This is a genomic window from Streptomyces sp. NPDC050703 (assembly GCF_040654435.1).
GTDB lineage: Bacteria > Actinomycetota > Actinomycetes > Streptomycetales > Streptomycetaceae > Streptomyces.
Genome location: NZ_JBFAHX010000017.1, coordinates 140,306 through 158,405 on the forward strand (window position 1 = coordinate 140,306; position 18,100 = coordinate 158,405).

An 18,100-nucleotide genomic window follows, 5' to 3' on the forward strand; every position below is an offset into this window, starting at 1 on the left:
CGGGCCGCACCCCTGACGGCGGGGGCGACGTTCCCGCCGCGGGTCAGCCCGCGAGCTTGTCCAGGTCGAGGACGTCCCCGGTGGGCGGGGTCGTCCGCACGGGCTTGTCGTAGTCGCCGAAGCTCAGGGACTCCGGCTTGCCGTCCTTGCCCACCGTGTCGACCCTGAGCAGGTACGGCTTGCCCTCCGTGGCGACGTAGAGCTCGTACTTCTCCTTGCCGTCGCTCTCGCTGAGCTTGATCGCGGGGGTGCCGTCGACCGTGGTGGTGCCGCCCCTGCGGGCCGCCGAGTGGACGTCGGTGAAGTCGGCGAGCACCGTGTCGAGGTCGCAGAAGCCGGCGATCTCCTTGGCGTCGGCGCTCGTCGCCTTCGTCTTCGCCCAGCGGTCGGCGAGCAGGTCCACCGCGGCCCGTACGTCGGCCGCGGGCTCTCCCTTGCTCTGCGAGCGCAGGAACTTCTCGTCGTACTTCATGTAGACGGTGCCGCCCGGGTTGATCAGCTGCATCTCGCCCTGCCCGCCCATGCCGATCGAGCCCGCGCACTTGCCGCCGGTGTCCAGGGCCATGTCCATCGAGATCAGGCCCGTCTCCTCGTCCGTGACCTCGCCCTTGATCCTCAATGACTCGGCGCCGGACGTCGCCTTGAGCGCCTTGTCGGCGATCTCGCCGCCGGTCAGCCCGGCGAAGGGTCCCTTCTTCTCCGCGGTCTGCCGCGCCGAGCCGGCCTTGCCGGTGTCGGTGCCGCACGCGGTGAGTCCGAGGGTCGCCGCGACGGCGAGGCAGGCGGCGGAGACGGCGGTGCGGCGCAGGCGGGTGTGGCGGAGCGTGTGGTGACGCATGGAATGTCCCCCAGGGGTGTCGTTCGTGGTGCCATCACAGCAGAAGGCTGTGAACCGAGTCAACACGACATCGTGTGAACAACGGGTTCACGCCCGTGAAGGAGTCCGTGCGGAGGGCTGGGTATGCTCGACGTCGCGACGAGGGGAGCTTCACCATGACGCCGCCGGACAAGTCGACCGAGGTCACCGCCGCGGGCATCGCCCGGCTCGCCGGCGTGGGCCGGGCCGCCGTCAGCAACTGGCGCCGCAGGCACGGCGACTTCCCCAAGCCCGTCGGCGGCACCGACACCAGCCCCGCCTTCGCCCTCGCCGAGGTCGAGCGGTGGCTGCGCGCCCAGGGCAAGCTCGTCGAGGTGCCCCTGCGGGAACGCGTCTGGCAGCAGCTCGCCGGGCATCCCGCGGGACCCTCCACCGCCCTCACGCACACCGGCCTCGCCCTGCTGCTGCTCCGGGACAGGCCCCCCGCCTGGCTCGCACTGAGCGCGGTCTCCGACGAGCGGCTCGCGGCGCTGCTCCCCGAGGCCCTGGACGAGGCGGTGACCGCGCGGTTCGGCATCCGCCGCAGACGGGCCGTGCGCGTCCCCGAGCCCGCCGAACTCCTGCCGTCCGTGCCGCTGTTGCGCGGCGCGGCCGAACTCGCGGCGGAGCTCGGCGCCCGCCGGACCTATGAGTTCCTGCTCGGCAGGCAGCTCGACGCCAACCCCCGCCAGTACACCCTCACGCCCGAGGGCCCCGCCGCCCTGATGGCGCAGATCGCGGGCCCCGCACGCACCGTCCTCGACCCCGCCTGCGGCACCGGCGCCCTGCTGCGCGCCGCCCCCGCCCGCCCCGACCAGTACCTGTACGGCCAGGACAGCGCGCCCGAACTGGCCGCCCTCACCGCGCTCCGCCTGGCCCTGCACTCGGACGCGACGGTGCGCACCATGGCCGCCGACACCCTGCGCGCCGACGCCTACGACGACCGCAGGGCCGACGCCGTCCTCTGCCACCCGCCGTTCAACGAGCGCAACTGGGGCCACGACGAACTGGCCTACGACCCCCGCTGGACGTACGGCTTCCCGGCCCGCGCCGAGTCCGAACTCGCGTGGGTCCAGCACGCACTCGCCCGCCTCGTCGACGGCGGCACGGCCGTGCTCCTGATGCCGCCCGCCGCCGCGTCCCGCCGCTCCGGCCGCCGCATCCGCGCCGATCTGCTGCGCCGTGGAGCGCTCCGCGCGGTCATCGCCCTGCCCGCGGGCGTCGCCCCGCCGTACAACCTGCCGCTGCACGTCTGGGTGCTGCGCAGGCCGGGGCCCGCCGTGCCGCCCGCGCCCGGACTGCTCCTGGTGGAGGCGGCGGGCGCCCCGGCCGCCGAGGGCCACGACCGGCACTGGCCCGCCGTGCAAGACGCCGTGCTCGACGCCTGGCACGCCTTCGACAAGCACGGCACGGCCGACCGCCCCGGGCTCGCCCGCAGCGTGCCGGTGCTCGAACTCCTCGACGACGAGGTCGACCTGGCCCCCGCGCGCCGCCTCCCGCCCCCGGCCGCGGACGGCGCCACCACCGACCTCGCGGCCGTACGCGACGGCCTCGGCGAGGCCCTGCGCCGGGCCGCCGACCTGAATCCCGCCCTCCCGCCGGGGGACCCCGCGGCGGCGCCGCGCCCGCCGCTGACCACCGTCGGCGAACTCGCCCGCGCCGGCGCCCTGTCCCTGCACACCGGTACCGGCACCGGAACGGGCGGCGTCCCCCTCCTCACCGACCACGACGTCCTGACCGGCGGCGCCCCCTCGGGAACGGCCCCCGAGGCCGCGGCGGACGACACCGCCGTACGCACCGAACCCGGCGACGTCGTCGTCCCCGTCTTCGGCGGCGGCGCGGCGGCCCGCGTCATCGACGGGGCCACCGCGGGCGCGGCGCTCGGCCGCGGCCTCACGCTGCTGCGCCCCGACCCCGCCGCCCTCGACCCGTGGTTCCTCGCGGGCTTCCTGCGCGGCACCGCCAACCACCGCAGGGCCAGCAGCTACGCCTCCACCTCCGCGCGCCTCGACGTCCGCCGACTCGAACTGCCCCGGCTGCCGCTCGCGGGCCAGCGCGGCTACAGCGAGCGGTTCCGCGAACTCGCCGCCTTCGAGGACGCCCTGCGCCGCGCGGCCGGACTCGGCGAGCGGCTGGTGCGCGGCATGCACGACGGACTGACGGAGGGCACGCTTCCGCCGGCGTGAGCACCGGAGCGGGCGGGCCGGCGCGGCAACCGGACGGAACCGGACCGCGGTCCGGCGGCGTGACCAGTACGGCAACGGTTCGGTACATCCCGGGACCGGTTCCCCCTGTCGGCCTATACGCTCGAATCCGCATCCGTTCGTCCTTCAGGTACCAGGAGCAGCCATGCACGGCCCCGGCTTCGCGCCGCAAGTCCAGCCGCCGACGTCCGGCGGCAACCCTGTGACGCTGCGCGTGGTCTTCGTGGCGCTCGCGGTGATGTCCTGCGGGCTGCTCGCGTGGGCGCCGATGCTGCGGATCGCGACCCTGACGCGCAAGTCCCACGACTGGGCGCTGTTCGCCGCGGTGACCGTGCTCGACCTCACGGCGTTCATCCTGATCGGCGTGGACCCCGGCAAGGACGAGTTCCAGCGCCCCGGCAACGCGGGCATGGTGGTGCTGCTCTCCACGATGACGGCCGCCGTCGCCTACTACCTCTTCGCGGACATACGCCACTTCAGCCGGAACCGGCAGCCGCACTTCACCGGCTACGCGCCGCAGCAGCCCGCCTACGGCTACCCCGCCCCGCACACCCCCGCCCCGCACACCCCCGTGCCCGGCCCGGCGCCCACGCACCACACCGCGCCGGCACCCGCCCCGACGCCGCCGCCCGCCTACCCGCGGCCCGACCAGCAGACCGCGCAGCCGCCCGCGCGCCCCGCGCCCGCCCGCATCCACCAGGTCAGGGCCGAACTCGACGAACTCAGCGACTATCTGCGCAAGCAGGAAGGCGGCAACTGACCGTGGCAGCGGGGACGCCGCCGGACGCGGCGGCGGGCGGCCGCGTCGTCGCCGGGCGCTACGAACTCTCCACCCTCATCGGCCAGGGCGGCATGGGCCAGGTCTGGACGGCGTACGACAAGCGCCTCGACCGCCGCGTCGCCGTCAAGCTGCTGCGGCCCGACCGCGTCGCGGGAGCCGAGGCCGAGGAGCTGCGCCGCCGCTTCGTGCGCGAGTGCCGCGTCACGGCGCAGGTCGACCACCCCGGCCTGGTCACCGTGCACGACGCGGGCAGCGAGCCGTCCGAGGACGGGGCCCTCTTCCTCGTCATGCAGTACGTCGACGGCGCGGACCTCGGCGACCACCTCGCCGAGCACGACCCCTACCCCTGGCAGTGGGCCGTCGCCGTCGCCGCGCAGCTCTGCGCCGTCCTCTCCGCGGTGCACGCCGTGCCGATCGTGCACCGCGACCTCAAGCCGCGGAACGTGATGGTCAAGCAGGACGGCACCATCTCCATCCTTGACCTCGGCATCGCCTCGGTGATGGACACCGACACCACCCGCCTCACCCACACCGGCTCACCGATCGGCAGCCCCGCGTACATGGCGCCGGAGCAGGCGATGGGCGGCGCGGTCGGCCCGTACACCGACCTGTACGCGCTCGGCGTGCTGCTGCACGAACTGCTCAGCGGCGACGTGCCGTTCTCCGGCGCCACCGCCCTCGGCGTGCTGCACCGCCACCTCTACGAACCGCCGCTGCCCGTCCGCCGGCTGCGCCCCGAGGTCCCGCAGGCACTGGAGGCGCTCGTCCTGCGCCTGCTCGCCAAGGACCCCCAGCACCGCCACGCCAGCGCCCAGGAGGTCTACGCCGACCTCGAACCGCTGCTGCCCGCGCGCGGCACCCCCTCGGGCGGGCCGCTCGACCCGACGCGGCCCTTCCTGCGCCCGCACGCCCCGTGGCCCGACCGGGCCGCGACACCCGCCGCCACGCCCGACATGCCCGCGCAGCCGGCGGGGGCGCCGCCGCAGCAGGACGTCGCCCGTGCCGTGGACGACGTCAAGCGGCTCCTCGGCGAGGGCCGCATCACCCAGGCCGTGGACATCCTCGGCGCGATCCTGCCCGCCGCCGCCGCGAAGCACGGCGAGCACTCACCCGTCGTACGCACCCTGCGCAAGCAGTACGCGGCCACGCTCATGGACGACGGCCAGTACCGCCGCGCCCTGCCGGAGCTGCGGCGCCTCGCCGACGAGCGGGCCGCCGAGTCCGGCCGGGCCGACCCGCACTCCCTCCAGTTCCGCTACGAGGCCGCCCAGTGCCTCGAACAGCTCGGCGAACCGGCCGCCGCGCTCGCCGAGTACCGCGCGCTGCTCCCCTACTACGAGAACCAGTACGCCACCGACGACCGCCGCCAGTCCCTGGAGATCCGCCGCCGGGTCGGCCATCTGCTGCTCGCCCTCGGCGACCGGCCCGCCGCCCACGACACCCTGGCGCGGCTGCTGCACGACGCGGAGCTGCTGCACGGCCCCGGCCACCCCTTCCCGCAGGAGATCAGGCGGACGCTCCAGTGGCTCGGACAGGTGCGCGGATAGCGTCGGGCGGGGGAGCGGGGCAGGGTGCCCCGGGTGACGCCGGGTGCCCGGAATCCCGGTGAATCGTTGGTCGAATGGCTGGCCGAGAAGACGGCCACTGCCTACCATCGATCACTGCCGGACTTTGTGCACCGAAGCACAAACTCGTAGCAGGGAGGCCCACCTTGCACCGCCGCAACAGCCGCCGCACCGCGCTCGTCCTCTCCACCGCCGCGCTCGCCGCGGCCCCCCTCCTGACCGCCTGCGGGAACGACGCGCATCCGGGCGCGGCCGCCGTCGTCGGCGACGACCGCATCACGGTCGCGCAGCTGGAGAGCCGGGTGAACGAGGTGCGCGACGCGCAGCGGGCCGCCATCCCCGACGACGCGCAGTACTCCCAGGCCATCGCCAAGTCCGGCGGCCTGACGCGCTCCACGCTGCACACGATGGTCCTCGACAGGGTCCTGCACCGCGCCGCGGCCGACGCGGGGGTGAGCGTCACGCGCCGCGACGTCCAGTCCATGCGGGCGGGCCTCGAACAGCAGGCGGGCGGGCGCGAGGCCCTGGAGGAGGGCTGGCTCCAGCAGTACAGCGTGGCGCCGGCCCGCCTCGACGACAGCCTGCGCACGGAGATCGAGGCGCAGAAGCTCGCGAAGGAGCTGGGCGCCGACATGAACGCGCCCGAGGGCCAGAAGCTGTTCTGGAAGTCGCTCACCGCGGCCTCGAAGAAGCTCGACATCGACCTCAACCCGCGGTACGGCACCTGGGACGTCGAGAAGAACAAGCGCGCCGACGCCAGGACCCCGTGGGTGCGCCAGGTGACCGACGCGAGCGCGGGAAGCGCCGACCAGCGGGCATAGCGCGAGGGCCCGGCGGGGCGGTGGCGTCCGCCCGGTCCGCGGGGCGGGTTACGTTCGACGGGTGAACGAGACCGATACCCCGTCCCCGGCGGCGGCCCCCGCGGGCCGCGTCGTCCTGCTGACCACCAGCCACCGCGTCGCGCCCGGCCTGCTGTCCTGGCCCGCCTGGCAGGCCCTGCACGGTGCCGACGCGGTGCTGTGCGCCGACGCGGAGCACCCGCAGCTGCCGTACCTGCGCGAGGCGGGCGTGAGCGTGACGCACGCCTCGCCGACCGCCGAGGAACTGGTCGGCGCCTGCGCGGGCGGCCGTACGGTCCTGGTCGTCGCCACCGCCGAGGGCGACCGCGCCCTCACCGACGGCCTGGCCCGCCTCGCCGGCTCGGGCCGCTTCGCCATGCCGGACCTGGAGCTGCTGCCCGCCTCGTACGACCTGCCGGGCGCGCGCCTGCTCGACCTGGTGCAGGTCATGGACCGCATCCGCGAGGAGTGCCCCTGGTCGTCCCGGCAGACGCACAAGGGCCTGGTGAAGTACGCGCTCGAAGAGGCGTACGAACTGGTCGAGGCGATCGAGGCGGGCGACCGGGAGGAGCTGCGCGAGGAGCTGGGCGACGTACTGCTCCAGGTGGTCTTCCACGCCCGCATCGCCGAGGACGACCCGGAGAGCCCCTTCTCCGTCGACGACGTCGCGGGCACCCTCGTGGAGAAGCTCATCCACCGCCACCCGCACATCTTCGGCGACGACTCCGCGCTGACCCCGGAAGAGGTCAAGGAGCACTGGCGGCGGACCAAGGCCGAGGAGAAGCGGCGCACGTCGGTCACGGAGGGCGTGCCGCTGGACCAGCCGAGCCTGGCCCTCGTGGCGAAACTGGCCGCTCGGGCGCGGACGGCGGGGCTCCGGGTCGAGGTCCCGCGGCAGGACGGCATCGCTCACGAACTCCTCGCGCTCGCCCTGCGCGCCGAGGCCGAGGGCGTGGACCCGGAGTCGGCGCTGCGGGCCGCCGCACGGGCCTACCGGGACGCGGTGCGCGCCGCCGAGGGGCGTCGATGACCCGGCCCGGCGCGGCGAGCGCCCCCGACGCCGCCGCCCCCGACGCCGCCCACGGCTCCCCGGGGCCGGAGCTGTTCACCTGGGAGTTCGCCAGCGACCCCTACCCCGCCTACGCCTGGCTGCGGGAGAACTCCCCCGTGCACAGGGCCACGCTGCCCAGCGGGGTCGAGGCATGGCTGGTGACGCGGTACGCCGACGCCAAGCAGGCCCTCGCCGACCAGCGGCTCAGCAAGAACCCCGCCCATCACGACGAGCCCGCGCACGCCAAGGGCAAGACCGGCATCCCCGGCGAGCGCAAGGCCGAGCTGATGACGCATCTGCTCAACATCGACCCGCCGGACCACACCCGGCTGCGCAGGCTCGTCGCGAAGGCGTTCACGCCGCGCCGCGTGGCGGAGTTCGCGCCGCGGGTGCAGGAGCTGACGGACGCCCTGATCGACGCGATCCTCGCCGGGAACGGTACGGAGCGGGGGGAGGCCGACCTCATCCACGAGTTCGCCTTCCCGCTGCCCATCTACGCCATCTGCGACCTGCTCGGCGTCCCGCGCGAGGACCAGGACGACTTCCGCGACTGGGCGGGCATGATGATGCGGCATGTCAAGCCGGGCCAGGGGGGCGGCCCGCGCGGCGGCGTGGCCCGGTCGGTGAAGAAGATGCGCGGCTACCTCGCCGAGCTGATCCACCGCAAGCGCCTGGAACCAGGCGACGACCTCATCTCCGGCCTGATCCGCGCCTCCGACCACGGCGAGCACCTCATGGAGAACGAGGCCGCCGCCATGGCCTTCATCCTGCTCTTCGCCGGCTTCGAGACCACCGTCAACCTCATCGGCAACGGCGTGTACGCGCTGCTGACCCACCCCGAGCAGCGCGAACGCCTGCAGAAGGCGCTCGCGGAGGGCGACACCGGGCTCCTGGAGACCGGCGTCGAGGAACTCCTCCGCTTCGACGGGCCCGTGGAGCTCGCCACGTGGCGGTTCGCCACCGATGAGCTGACCATCGGCGGACAGCGGATCGCCGCGGGCGACCCCGTCCTCGTCGTCCTCGCGGCGGCCGACCGCGACCCCGAGCGGTTCGAGGACCCCGACACGCTGGACCTGTCGCGCCGCGACAACCAGCACCTCGGGTACGGCCACGGCATCCACTACTGCCTCGGCGCCCCGCTCGCCCGCCTGGAGGGCAGAACGGCCCTCGCGACGCTGCTCAGGCGCCTGCCCGACCTGCAACTCGCGGCCGATCCGGCGGATTTGCGGTGGCGTGGCGGGCTGATCATGCGCGGGCTGCGGACGCTGCCGGTGACGTTCACACCCGCACAGGGACCGGCCGCGGCTGACGAGGCGTCACCATTGTGACTTTCGCGTGATCTCCGCTGCATCGACTTGTGACAAGCGTTCGACTGCGGCTACGTTCACGTCGACTCGGGCACCCCGCTGCCCCGATCGCCGCACCAGTCTCCTGAAAGGCAACCGCATGCTCTCCGGCAATGGTCGTCACCGACGCCCCCGCCAGGCCCCGGCCCTCATCGTCGCGGCAGGAGTCACCGGATCCGCCATCGCCATCCCGCTCCTCGGGGCGACCAGCGCGAGCGCCGCCCCCACGGCGACGTGGGACAAGCTCGCCGAGTGCGAGAGCGGCGGCGCGTGGAGCGCCGATCCGGGCAACGGTTACTACGGAGGTCTCCAGCTCTCCCAGGAGACCTGGGAGGCCAACGGCGGCCTCGCGTACGCGCCCAGCGCCGACGAGGCCTCCAAGTCGCAGCAGATCGCCGTGGCCGAGCGCATCCTCGACGCACAGGGCTCCGACGCCTGGCCGAGCTGCGCCCCGATCGCCGGCCTCACCGAGGACGCCCCCGCGGCCGACGTGGACCCGGGCAACCCGATCGTCCCCGAGTCGTCCGGACCGGCCGGCTCCGGCTCGTCGGGGTCCGAGGGCTCCGGCAAGAAGGACGAGCCGTCCGACGAGGCGTCAGAGGCCGAGAACAAGCCCTCGGACGACGCGAAGGACGGCGAGAAGCCCTCCGGCGACGCGAGCGACACGCCGGAAGCCGGCTCCGACCGGGAGAAGGGCCGCGAAAAGCTTGACAAGTCAGGCAAGCCCGACAAGTCCCCCGAGAAGGGCGAGAAGGGCGGGGCTGGCGACAAGGCCGGGGCGGACGACACGCCCGGGAAGGGCGCGCCGGACGGTTCCGGCAAGTCCGCCGACGACGAGGCGACTTCGCCCGCAGGCCGGGACGAGGAGTCCGCGGGCTCCACCGGCCGCCACCGCGGCGGCAGCGCCGAGGAGACCGCCGAGGACGCCACCGGGGCGGCGGCGGGCGACCGTTCGGGCCGGCACGCCTCACGCGGCGGCGAGCGGACGGACAAGCCGGCCGACGGCACGTACACGGTCCGCTCCGGGGACAACCTCTCGGCGATCGCCGACGACCACGGCATCGACGGCGGTTGGGACACGCTCTACACCGAGAACAAGAAGACCGTGGGGGACGACCCGGACCTCATCCTCCCCGGTCAGAGCCTCGATCTGGGCGAAAAGCAGCGGTAGTTGACGATGCGTCCGCGGGGCACTTCGTGCTGTATGCACCTTTTGGCGCGAGTGAGAGATGGGTCTCAGAAGCCCTGATCGTCTTTGAAATTCCGGTGGTCTCCTGTCTACGGTCGTGACCGCTCGCCACTGGTGGGCCCCGCCGGTCGGTACGCCGAATCCTGCCAACGGCCGGACGGGAACAGTCGTCGCTTCGAGCGCCGTGGGCAGGAGCGGGGGACCCAAGGTAAGCGCCGTGTCATGCGGCTAGGGGTGGAGCCGCACTCGGGAGAGTGCGGCCGGGCAACTTCACTGGCCCGAACCCGACAGCTCACCTCGCAGGCGTCGGTGAGGGGATCAACTCATGCTGTTTTCCGGCAAGGGCAAGCACCGCCGTCCGTCCAAGGCCACCCGTGTCGTCACGCTCGCCGGTGTCACCGGTGCCGCCGTGGCCGCCCCGCTGATGGCCGCCGGTTCGGCCTCGGCCGCCACCAACGCCGAGTGGGACGCCGTCGCCCAGTGCGAGTCCGGCGGCAACTGGTCCATCAACACCGGCAACGGCTACCAGGGCGGCCTGCAGTTCTCGCCGTCCACCTGGGCCGCGTACGGCGGCACGAAGTACGCGCCCAGCGCAGACAAGGCCACCAAGGCCCAGCAGATAGAGATCGCCGAGAAGGTCCTCGCGGGCCAGGGCAAGGGTGCCTGGCCGAGCTGTGGCGTCGGCCTCTCCAACGCCTCCAACGGCGGCGGCGCCCAGCAGCAGGCCCCGCAGCAGCAGGCGCCCCAGCAGCAGGCGCCTCAGCAGCAGAGCAAGCCGCAGCCGCAGCAGACGCAGCAGCAGGCCGCCCCGCAGCAGCAGGCCGCGCCCAAGCCGCAGCCCGCCCCGCGCGCCCAGACCGAGAAGACCGTCGAGACCCCGACCGGCAAGACGGTCGAGAAGGGCGACGGCGAGTACAAGGTCAAGACGGGCGACACCCTGTCGAAGATCGCCGAGGCGCACGACGTCAAGGGCGGCTGGCAGAAGGTCTACAAGCTCAACGGCGACATCATCGACAACGCCGACTTCATCTACCCGGGCCAGCAGCTGCACCTCAGCTGACCCGGCCGGCTCGGCCGTGCCTCGGCGGAGGCACGGCCGCCCCCGTCCCCACGGCCCCCCGCCCCGGTGCGCGTATCCCCCGTACGCACCGGGGCGGGGTCATGTCCGCACCGCCGTGTTCGCCTTCAGCGAGCTACCGGCCAGTAGAAAAGCGGGCTTCCGTCCCGATTCCCTGGTATTTGGGCGCTTGTACGTCCCACGGGGCGGGCGGTCGGCTGGCTGAAGGCTCCGGGCCGGTTAGGCTCAGGAGACGCAGGGCCGAAGCGGCCCCGCGTAAACGCGTCACATCCCAGAAGGAGATGCTCGTGCCGTCCATCGACGTCGTCGTAGCCCGGGAAATCCTGGACTCCCGAGGCAACCCCACGGTCGAGGTCGAGGTCGGCCTCGACGACGGCAGCACGGGTCGTGCAGCCGTTCCGTCCGGTGCCTCCACCGGAGCCTTCGAGGCCATCGAACTCCGTGACGGTGACCCCAACCGTTACCAGGGCAAGGGCGTGGAGAAGGCCGTCCTCGCCGTCATCGAGCAGATCGGCCCGGAGCTCGTCGGCTACGACGCCACCGAGCAGCGCCTGATCGACCAGGCCATGTTCGACCTGGACGCCACCGACAACAAGGGCTCGCTCGGCGCCAACGCCATCCTCGGCGTCTCGCTCGCCGTCGCGCACGCCGCGTCCGAGGCCAGCGACCTGCCGCTCTTCCGCTACCTCGGCGGTCCGAACGCGCACCTGCTGCCCGTCCCGATGATGAACATCCTGAACGGCGGGTCGCACGCCGACTCGAACGTCGACATCCAGGAATTCATGATCGCCCCGATCGGCGCGGAGTCCTTCTCCGAGGCCCTGCGCTGGGGCACCGAGGTCTACCACACGCTGAAGAAGGTCCTGAAGAACAAGGGCCTGGCCACCGGCCTCGGCGACGAGGGCGGCTTCGCGCCGAACCTCGACTCCAACCGCGCCGCCCTGGACCTCATCCTTGAGGCCATCAAGGAGGCGGGCTACGTCCCCGGCGAGCAGATCGCGCTCGCCCTCGACGTCGCCGCGTCCGAGTTCTACAAGGACGGCTCCTACGAGTTCGAGGGCAAGAGCCGCTCGGCCGCCGAGATGACCGAGTACTACGCCGAGCTCGTCGCCTCCTACCCGCTGGTCTCCATCGAGGACCCGCTGTTCGAGGACGACTGGGCCGGCTGGGCCACCATCACCGAGAAGCTCGGCGACAAGGTGCAGCTCGTCGGCGACGACCTGTTCGTCACCAACCCCGAGCGCCTGGCCCGCGGCATCGAGGAGAACTCGGCCAACGCCCTCCTCGTCAAGGTCAACCAGATCGGTTCGCTGACCGAGACCCTGGACGCCGTCGAGATGGCCCAGCGCAACGGCTTCAAGTGCATGATGTCCCACCGCTCCGGCGAGACCGAGGACGTCACCATCGCCGACCTGGCCGTCGCCACCAACTGCGGCCAGATCAAGACCGGCGCCCCGGCCCGCTCCGAGCGCGTCGCCAAGTACAACCAGCTCCTGCGCATCGAGGAGATCCTCGACGACGCCGCCGTGTACGCGGGCCGCAGCGCCTTCCCGCGCTACAAGGGCTGACCCGTGCCCCTGGCGTGAAGCCCGGTTACCTACGTCCCCGCACCCGGTCCCGTACCGTGTGCGGGGACGTAGTCACGTGCACGCGCTGCTTCGGGGAGGCGGAACCCATGGCCAAGGCCGGTACCAAGGACCGGTTCTCCACGGCTACCCGGCTACGGCTGCTCGGCGAGCAGACCGCCGAGCGCGTCTACCGCTCCCAGACCAGGCGCCAGGCCCGCCGCTCCCGGCTCACCGGCCGGGCCGCGCTCCTCGCGCTGGTGCTCTGCTCGCTGGTCGTGGTGCTCGCGTACCCGATAAGGCAGTACGTCTCGCAGCGGGCGGAGATCGACAACCTGCGCAGGCAGCAGAGCGAGCAGCGGGCCGACGTGGAGAAGCTCCGCGACGAGAAGGCCCGCTGGGAGGACGACGCGTACGCCGAGCAGCGCATCCGGGACCGCCTGCACTACGTGATGCCGGGCGAGACCGGCTTCACGGTGATCGACCCGGCGGCGGCCAGGAGCCGGCGCGCGGACCAAGGGGCGGCAGCGCGCCCCTGGTACTCGAACGTCTGGGACGGCGTCGACAAGGCCGACCGCCCCGCGGACTGACGTCGACCGCCCGACGACCGGCCTCGACCGCCCGACGACCGACCCTCGATCGCGCCGCCGATCGAACCACTGATGGAAAGACAGGCATGCACACGCCCCCGCCGACCACCCCGCGCACCGAGCCCACCGACGCCGACGTCGAGGCCTTCAAGCAGCAGCTCGGCCGCCCGCCCCGCGGACTGCGGGCCATCGCGCACCGCTGCCCCTGCGGCCGGCCGGACGTCGTCGAGACGGCGCCGCGCCTCCCCGACGGCACGCCGTTCCCGACGACGTACTACCTCACCTGCCCGCGGGCCGCGTCCGCGATCGGCACGCTGGAGGCCAACGGCGTCATGAAGGAGATGTCGGAGCGGCTCAAGACGGACCCCGACCTCGCCGCCGCGTACCGCAGGGCGCACGAGGACTACATCGCGCGCCGCGACGCCATCGAGGTCCTTGAGGGCTTCCCGAGCGCGGGTGGCATGCCGGACCGCGTGAAGTGCCTGCACGTCCTGGTCGGCCACTCCCTCGCGGCGGGCCCGGGCGTGAACCCGCTGGGCGACGAGGCGCTGGCGATGCTCCCCGAGTGGTGGGCCAAGGGCCCCTGCGTCACGCCGTGCGCCGCCGAGGGTGCCGCCGAAGGGGGCGCCGAGTGACCCGCGTCGCCGCCGTCGACTGCGGCACCAACTCCATCCGGCTGCTCGTCGCCGACGCCGACCCGGCCACCGGGAAGCTGGTCGACCTGGACCGCCGGATGACCGTCGTCCGCCTGGGCCAGGGCGTGGACAGGACGGGCCGCCTCGCGCCGGAGGCCCTTGAGCGCACCTTCGCGGCCTGCCGCGAGTACGCCGCGGTCATCGAGGAGCACGGCGCCGAACGCCTCCGCTTCGTGGCGACCTCCGCGTCCCGCGACGCCGAGAACCGCGACGACTTCGTACGGGGCGTGCGGGACATCCTCGGCGTCGACCCCGAGGTGATCAGCGGCGACCAGGAGGCGGAGTTCTCCTTCACCGGCGCCACCAAGGAGCTGACGGGCCGCGCCGACCTCGCCACGCCCTACCTGGTGGTGGACATCGGCGGCGGCTCGACGGAGTTCGTCGTCGGCACCGACTCCGTGCGCGCGGCCCGCTCGGTCGACATCGGCTGCGTCCGCATGACCGAGCGGCACCTCGTGCGTGACGGGGCGGTCGCGGACCCGCCCTCGCCGGAGCTGTTCGACGCGGTCCGCGCGGACATCGAGGCCGCCCTCGACCTCGCCGGGCGCACGGTGCCGCTCACGGAGGCGCGCACGCTGGTCGGCCTCGCGGGCTCGGTGACGACGGTCGCGGCCATCGCGCTCGGCCTCGACGAGTACGACAGCGAGGCGATCCACCACGCGCGCCTCTCCCACGAGCAGGTGCGCGCCATCACGCACCGCCTGATGACCGCCACCCACGCCGAGAGGGCCGCGATCCCCGCGATGCACCCGGGCCGCGTCGACGTGATCGCCTCGGGCGCCCTGGTGCTCCTGTCGATCATGGAAAGGATCGGCGCCGAGGAGGTCGTGGTGAGCGAACACGACATCCTCGACGGCATCGGCTGGTCGATCGCCTGAGCGCGTCGCGCAGCGTCTGAGCGGGCCGGAGAGGGGTCCGGAGGGGCTTCGGCGACAGTCCGTCGGGAAAGTTCGTGAAGTTCTTCACAAGAGATTCGGTGCGGATGGGCGAGGTTTTCCGGCTCCGGGCCCCCGAAAGGGGCGATCAAAGGCCCTCACGGCCTTCGGTCCAGGGGGTCCGGCGGTCGTCCGGAAGAGGGGGCCGCCCGGTGGTTCGGTCCGCGCCCGGCGGTGGATGGGCAGCTCACGAGGGGTGAGCAACGACTCGCGAGGCGCCGTGGTTCCCCTCGGGCGTCATGACCTCGGTCACGTGGGCGGCGAAGTGTAGCAGAGCCCCTCCCCATCCTTGTGAAGGGGCGCACGAGCGACCCCCCTGTGACAGGTGGATACTCGATGGCATGAGCACCACGGAGCGTCCCAGGATCCTCGTAGTAGGCGGTGGGTACGTAGGCCTGTACGCAGCTCGGCGCATCCTCAAGAAGATGCGCTACGGAGAGGCGACCGTCACGGTCGTCGACCCCCGGTCGTACATGACCTACCAGCCCTTCCTCCCCGAAGCCGCCGCCGGCAGCATCTCGCCGCGGCACGTCGTCGTCCCGCTGCGACGCGTGCTGCCCAAGGCCGAGGTACTCACCGGCCGGGTCACCACCATCGACCAGGACCGCAAGGTCGCCACGATCGCGCCGCTCGTCGGCGAGGCGTACGAGCTGCCCTTCGACTACCTGGTCATCGCGATGGGCGCGGTCTCCCGCACCTTCCCGATCCCCGGCCTCGCCGAGCAGGGCATCGGCATGAAGGGCATCGAGGAGGCCATCGGCCTGCGCAACCACGTCCTCGAACAGCTCGACAAGGCTGACTCCACGACCGACGAGGAGGTCCGCCGCAAGGCGCTGACCTTCGTCTTCGTCGGCGGTGGCTTCGCGGGCGCGGAGACCATCGGCGAGGTCGAGGACATGGCCCGCGACGCGGCCAAGTACTACAACAACGTGAAGCGCGAGGACATGCGCTTCGTGCTGGTCGACGCCGCCGACAAGATCCTCCCCGAGGTCGGCCCGAAGCTCGGCCAGTACGGCAAGGAGCACCTGGAGAGCCGCGGTGTCGAGGTCTACCTCTCGACGTCCATGGACTCCTGCGTCGACGGCCACGTGGTCCTGAAGAACGGCCTGGAGGTCGACTCCAGCACCATCGTGTGGACCGCAGGCGTCAAGCCGAACCCGGCGCTCACCCGCTTCGGTCTGCCGCTCGGCCCCCGCGGCCACGTGGACACCCAGACCACGCTCCAGGTGCAGGGCACCGACTACATCTGGGCCGCGGGCGACAACGCCCAGGTGCCGGACCTCGTCGGCCGCAAGGCGGGCAACGAGAACGCCTGGTGCCCGCCCAACGCCCAGCACGCGCTGCGTCAGGCGAAGGTCCTCGGCGACAACGTCATCTCCGGCATGCGGGGCTTCCCGCAGAAGGAGTACAGCCACGCCAACAAGGGTGCGGTCGCCGGTCTCGGCCTGCACAAGGGCGTCGCGATGATCGTCATGGGCAAGATGAAGATCAAGCTCAAGGGCCGTCTCGCCTGGTACATGCACCGCGCGTACCACGGCATGGCGATGCCGACGTTCAACCGCAAGATCCGCGTCTTCGCGGACTGGACGCTCGGCATGTTCCTCAAGCGCGAGGTCGTCTCCCTCGGTGCTCTGGAAGCCCCGCGCGAGGAGTTCTACGAGGCCGCCAAGCCGGCCCCGAAGCCGCAGGCCGCGGCCGAGCCCGCCCCGGCGGCGAAGGCCGAGGAGAAGGCCAAGGCCTCCTGACCCGGCGTCACTGATCCACCCCGAAGGGGGCCGTCCGCCATCCGTGGTGCGGGCGGCCCCCTTCGGCGTGCCCCGTTCCCCCTTCGGCGCACCCCGCGCGAAATTAGATGCCCCAGGCATCTTTTTTGCCGTTCCGTGACGCGATTGCGGGACTGCGTACCGTGCCCTTCGGTGTTTACGTGGTGTTGGACCGTTCCGGGACACGTCCCCGCGCGCGCGAGGACCCCCCCTTCCACGGAGGTGTGCGCCATGCAGGACGCCGCACTGCGGCTGAAGAACCTCGCCGAGCAGCTCATGAGAGCCCCCCTGCCGGTGCGCATCCGCGCCTGGGACGGTTCGGAGACGGGCCCGCCGGACACCCCCGTCCTCGTCGTACGCAACCGCCGCGCCCTGCGCCGCCTGCTGTGGAAACCCGGCGAACTCGGCCTCGCCCGCGCCTGGGTCTCCGGCGACCTCGACGTCGACGGCGACCTCTACACCGTCCTCGACCGGATGGCCGAGTTCATCTGGGAGCGCGGCGAGGACGCGAGGAGCCTGCGCCAGTCCCTGCGCGACCCCGCCGTGAGGTCCGCGGCCCGCTCCCTGCTCGCCCTCTCCGCGCCCTTCCTGCCGCCCGCGCCGCCCCCGGAGGAGATGCGCAGGCACGGCCGTCCGCACCTGCACACCAAGGGCAGCGACCGGAAGGCCATCAGCCACCACTACGACGTCGGCAACGACTTCTACGAGCTGGTCCTCGGCCCCTCCATGGTCTACTCGTGCGCCTACTGGGAGTCGCCCCGGGCCACCCTGGAGGACGCCCAGCGCGACAAGCTGGAACTCGTCTGCGCCAAGCTCGGCCTGCGGCCCGGCATGCGCCTGCTCGACGTCGGCTGCGGCTGGGGCTCCATGGCGATCCACGCGGCCCGCGAGCACGGCGTCACCGTCGTCGGCGTCACGCTCTCCCAGGAGCAGGCCGCGTACGCCAGGAAGCGGATCGCCGAAGAGGGCCTGACGGACCGCATCGAGATCCGCGTCCAGGACTACCGCGACGTGCGCGACGGCCCCTACGACGCGATCTCCTCCATCGGCATGGCCGAACACGTCGGCTCCGCGCGCTACCTGGAGTACGCCCGGAGCCTGCACGCCCTGCTCAAGCCGGGCGGGCGGCTGCTCAACCACCAGATCGCGCGCCGCCCGCAGGCCGACGAGTCCGCGTACTCCGTGGACGAGTTCATCGACGCCTACGTCTTCCCCGACGGGGAGCTGGCGCCCCTCGGGACCACCGTCGGGCTCCTGGAGCGCGCCGGGTTCGAGGTGCGCGACGTGGAGTCCATCCGCGAGCACTACGCCCTCACCCTGCGCGCCTGGGTCGCGAACCTGGAGGCGCGGTGGGCCGAGGGCGAGCGGCTGACCTCGCCGGGGCGCGCCCGCGTCTGGCGGCTCTACATGGCGGCCTCCGCGCTCGCCTTCGAGCGCAACCGCATAGGGGTCAACCAGGTCCTCGCGGTGAGGACCCCGCGGAGCGGCGCGTCGGGGACGCCGCTGCGGGCCCGCGACTGGCGCGCGTAACCCCCGGGTACGCGGGAGGGGCCCCGGACGGCGATCAGCTGATCAATGTGCCGCATCGGCCCCGGCGAGGGGGCCGTCGCCGGGGCCGGACCGGTCGGGGCGGGGTCCGCGGG

At 72.9% G+C, this 18,100-nt stretch carries 15 protein-coding genes and 1 riboswitch; of the genes, 14 read left to right on the top strand and 1 reads right to left on the bottom strand.

What is annotated here, in order from left to right; translation table 11 throughout:
- Window positions 1–43 precede the first annotated feature (43 nt).
- Window positions 44–808 (bottom strand): hypothetical protein, encoded by a 765-nt coding sequence (locus AB0I16_RS18360; RefSeq protein WP_363250453.1) that lies wholly within the window; start codon window positions 806–808, stop codon window positions 44–46.
- Window positions 809–993: 185 nt separating this feature from the next.
- Here AB0I16_RS18360 and AB0I16_RS18365 point away from each other — a divergent pair, with 185 nt between their 5' ends.
- From AB0I16_RS18365 to AB0I16_RS18430, 14 genes are all read left to right on the top strand, one after another.
- Window positions 994–3,042 carry an N-6 DNA methylase gene (locus tag AB0I16_RS18365; protein ID WP_363250426.1) on the top strand — a complete coding sequence of 683 codons (2,049 nt, stop codon included), beginning with the start codon at window positions 994–996 and terminating at the stop codon, window positions 3,040–3,042.
- A 163-nt stretch (window positions 3,043–3,205) separates the two neighbouring features.
- Window positions 3,206–3,820, top strand: coding sequence for a hypothetical protein (locus AB0I16_RS18370; RefSeq protein WP_363250427.1), 615 nt, complete (start codon window positions 3,206–3,208; stop codon window positions 3,818–3,820).
- Between the two features lie 2 nt (window positions 3,821–3,822).
- Window positions 3,823–5,388 (top strand): protein kinase, encoded by a 1,566-nt coding sequence (locus AB0I16_RS18375; protein ID WP_363250428.1) that lies wholly within the window; start codon window positions 3,823–3,825, stop codon window positions 5,386–5,388.
- Window positions 5,389–5,552: 164 nt separating this feature from the next.
- Window positions 5,553–6,227 (top strand): SurA N-terminal domain-containing protein, encoded by a 675-nt coding sequence (locus AB0I16_RS18380; RefSeq protein ID WP_363250430.1) that lies wholly within the window; start codon window positions 5,553–5,555, stop codon window positions 6,225–6,227.
- A gap of 61 nt (window positions 6,228–6,288) precedes the next feature.
- Window positions 6,289–7,275, top strand: coding sequence for a nucleoside triphosphate pyrophosphohydrolase (locus tag AB0I16_RS18385; RefSeq protein ID WP_363250431.1), 987 nt, complete (start codon window positions 6,289–6,291; stop codon window positions 7,273–7,275).
- Complete coding sequence (locus AB0I16_RS18390; RefSeq protein ID WP_363250432.1) at window positions 7,272–8,624, top strand: cytochrome P450; 1,353 nt, start codon at window positions 7,272–7,274, stop codon at window positions 8,622–8,624. Before AB0I16_RS18385 ends, AB0I16_RS18390 begins: the two co-directional genes overlap by 4 nt.
- A 118-nt stretch (window positions 8,625–8,742) precedes the next feature.
- Window positions 8,743–9,813 (top strand): transglycosylase family protein, encoded by a 1,071-nt coding sequence (locus AB0I16_RS18395; protein ID WP_363250433.1) that lies wholly within the window; start codon window positions 8,743–8,745, stop codon window positions 9,811–9,813.
- A gap of 188 nt (window positions 9,814–10,001) precedes the next feature.
- Window positions 10,002–10,152: riboswitch (cyclic di-AMP (ydaO/yuaA leader) on the top strand.
- A 4-nt stretch (window positions 10,153–10,156) separates the two neighbouring features.
- Window positions 10,157–10,891, top strand: a complete 735-nt coding sequence (locus tag AB0I16_RS18400; protein WP_363250434.1) for a transglycosylase family protein — start codon at window positions 10,157–10,159, stop codon at window positions 10,889–10,891.
- 305 nt (window positions 10,892–11,196) lie between these two features.
- On the top strand, window positions 11,197–12,477 hold the full coding sequence (eno, locus tag AB0I16_RS18405) for a phosphopyruvate hydratase (protein WP_363250436.1): 1,281 nt from the start codon (window positions 11,197–11,199) through the stop codon (window positions 12,475–12,477).
- 107 nt (window positions 12,478–12,584) lie between these two features.
- Window positions 12,585–13,064: a septum formation initiator family protein gene (locus AB0I16_RS18410; RefSeq protein WP_363250437.1), complete on the top strand. Its 480-nt coding sequence runs from the start codon at window positions 12,585–12,587 to the stop codon at window positions 13,062–13,064.
- A gap of 86 nt (window positions 13,065–13,150) precedes the next feature.
- Complete coding sequence (locus AB0I16_RS18415; RefSeq protein ID WP_363250438.1) at window positions 13,151–13,699, top strand: DUF501 domain-containing protein; 549 nt, start codon at window positions 13,151–13,153, stop codon at window positions 13,697–13,699.
- A complete protein-coding gene (locus tag AB0I16_RS18420) occupies window positions 13,696–14,637 on the top strand; it encodes a Ppx/GppA phosphatase family protein (RefSeq protein WP_363250439.1) in 942 nt (313 codons plus the stop codon). Before AB0I16_RS18415 ends, AB0I16_RS18420 begins: the two co-directional genes overlap by 4 nt.
- Before the next feature lie 398 nt (window positions 14,638–15,035).
- On the top strand, window positions 15,036–16,439 hold the full coding sequence (locus AB0I16_RS18425) for an NAD(P)/FAD-dependent oxidoreductase (protein WP_363250440.1): 1,404 nt from the start codon (window positions 15,036–15,038) through the stop codon (window positions 16,437–16,439).
- Window positions 16,440–16,688: 249 nt separating this feature from the next.
- The gene (locus tag AB0I16_RS18430; protein ID WP_363250441.1) at window positions 16,689–17,987 is read left to right on the top strand and encodes a cyclopropane-fatty-acyl-phospholipid synthase family protein; all 1,299 of its coding nucleotides are present in this window, start codon (window positions 16,689–16,691) and stop codon (window positions 17,985–17,987) included.
- Window positions 17,988–18,100 lie beyond the last annotated feature (113 nt).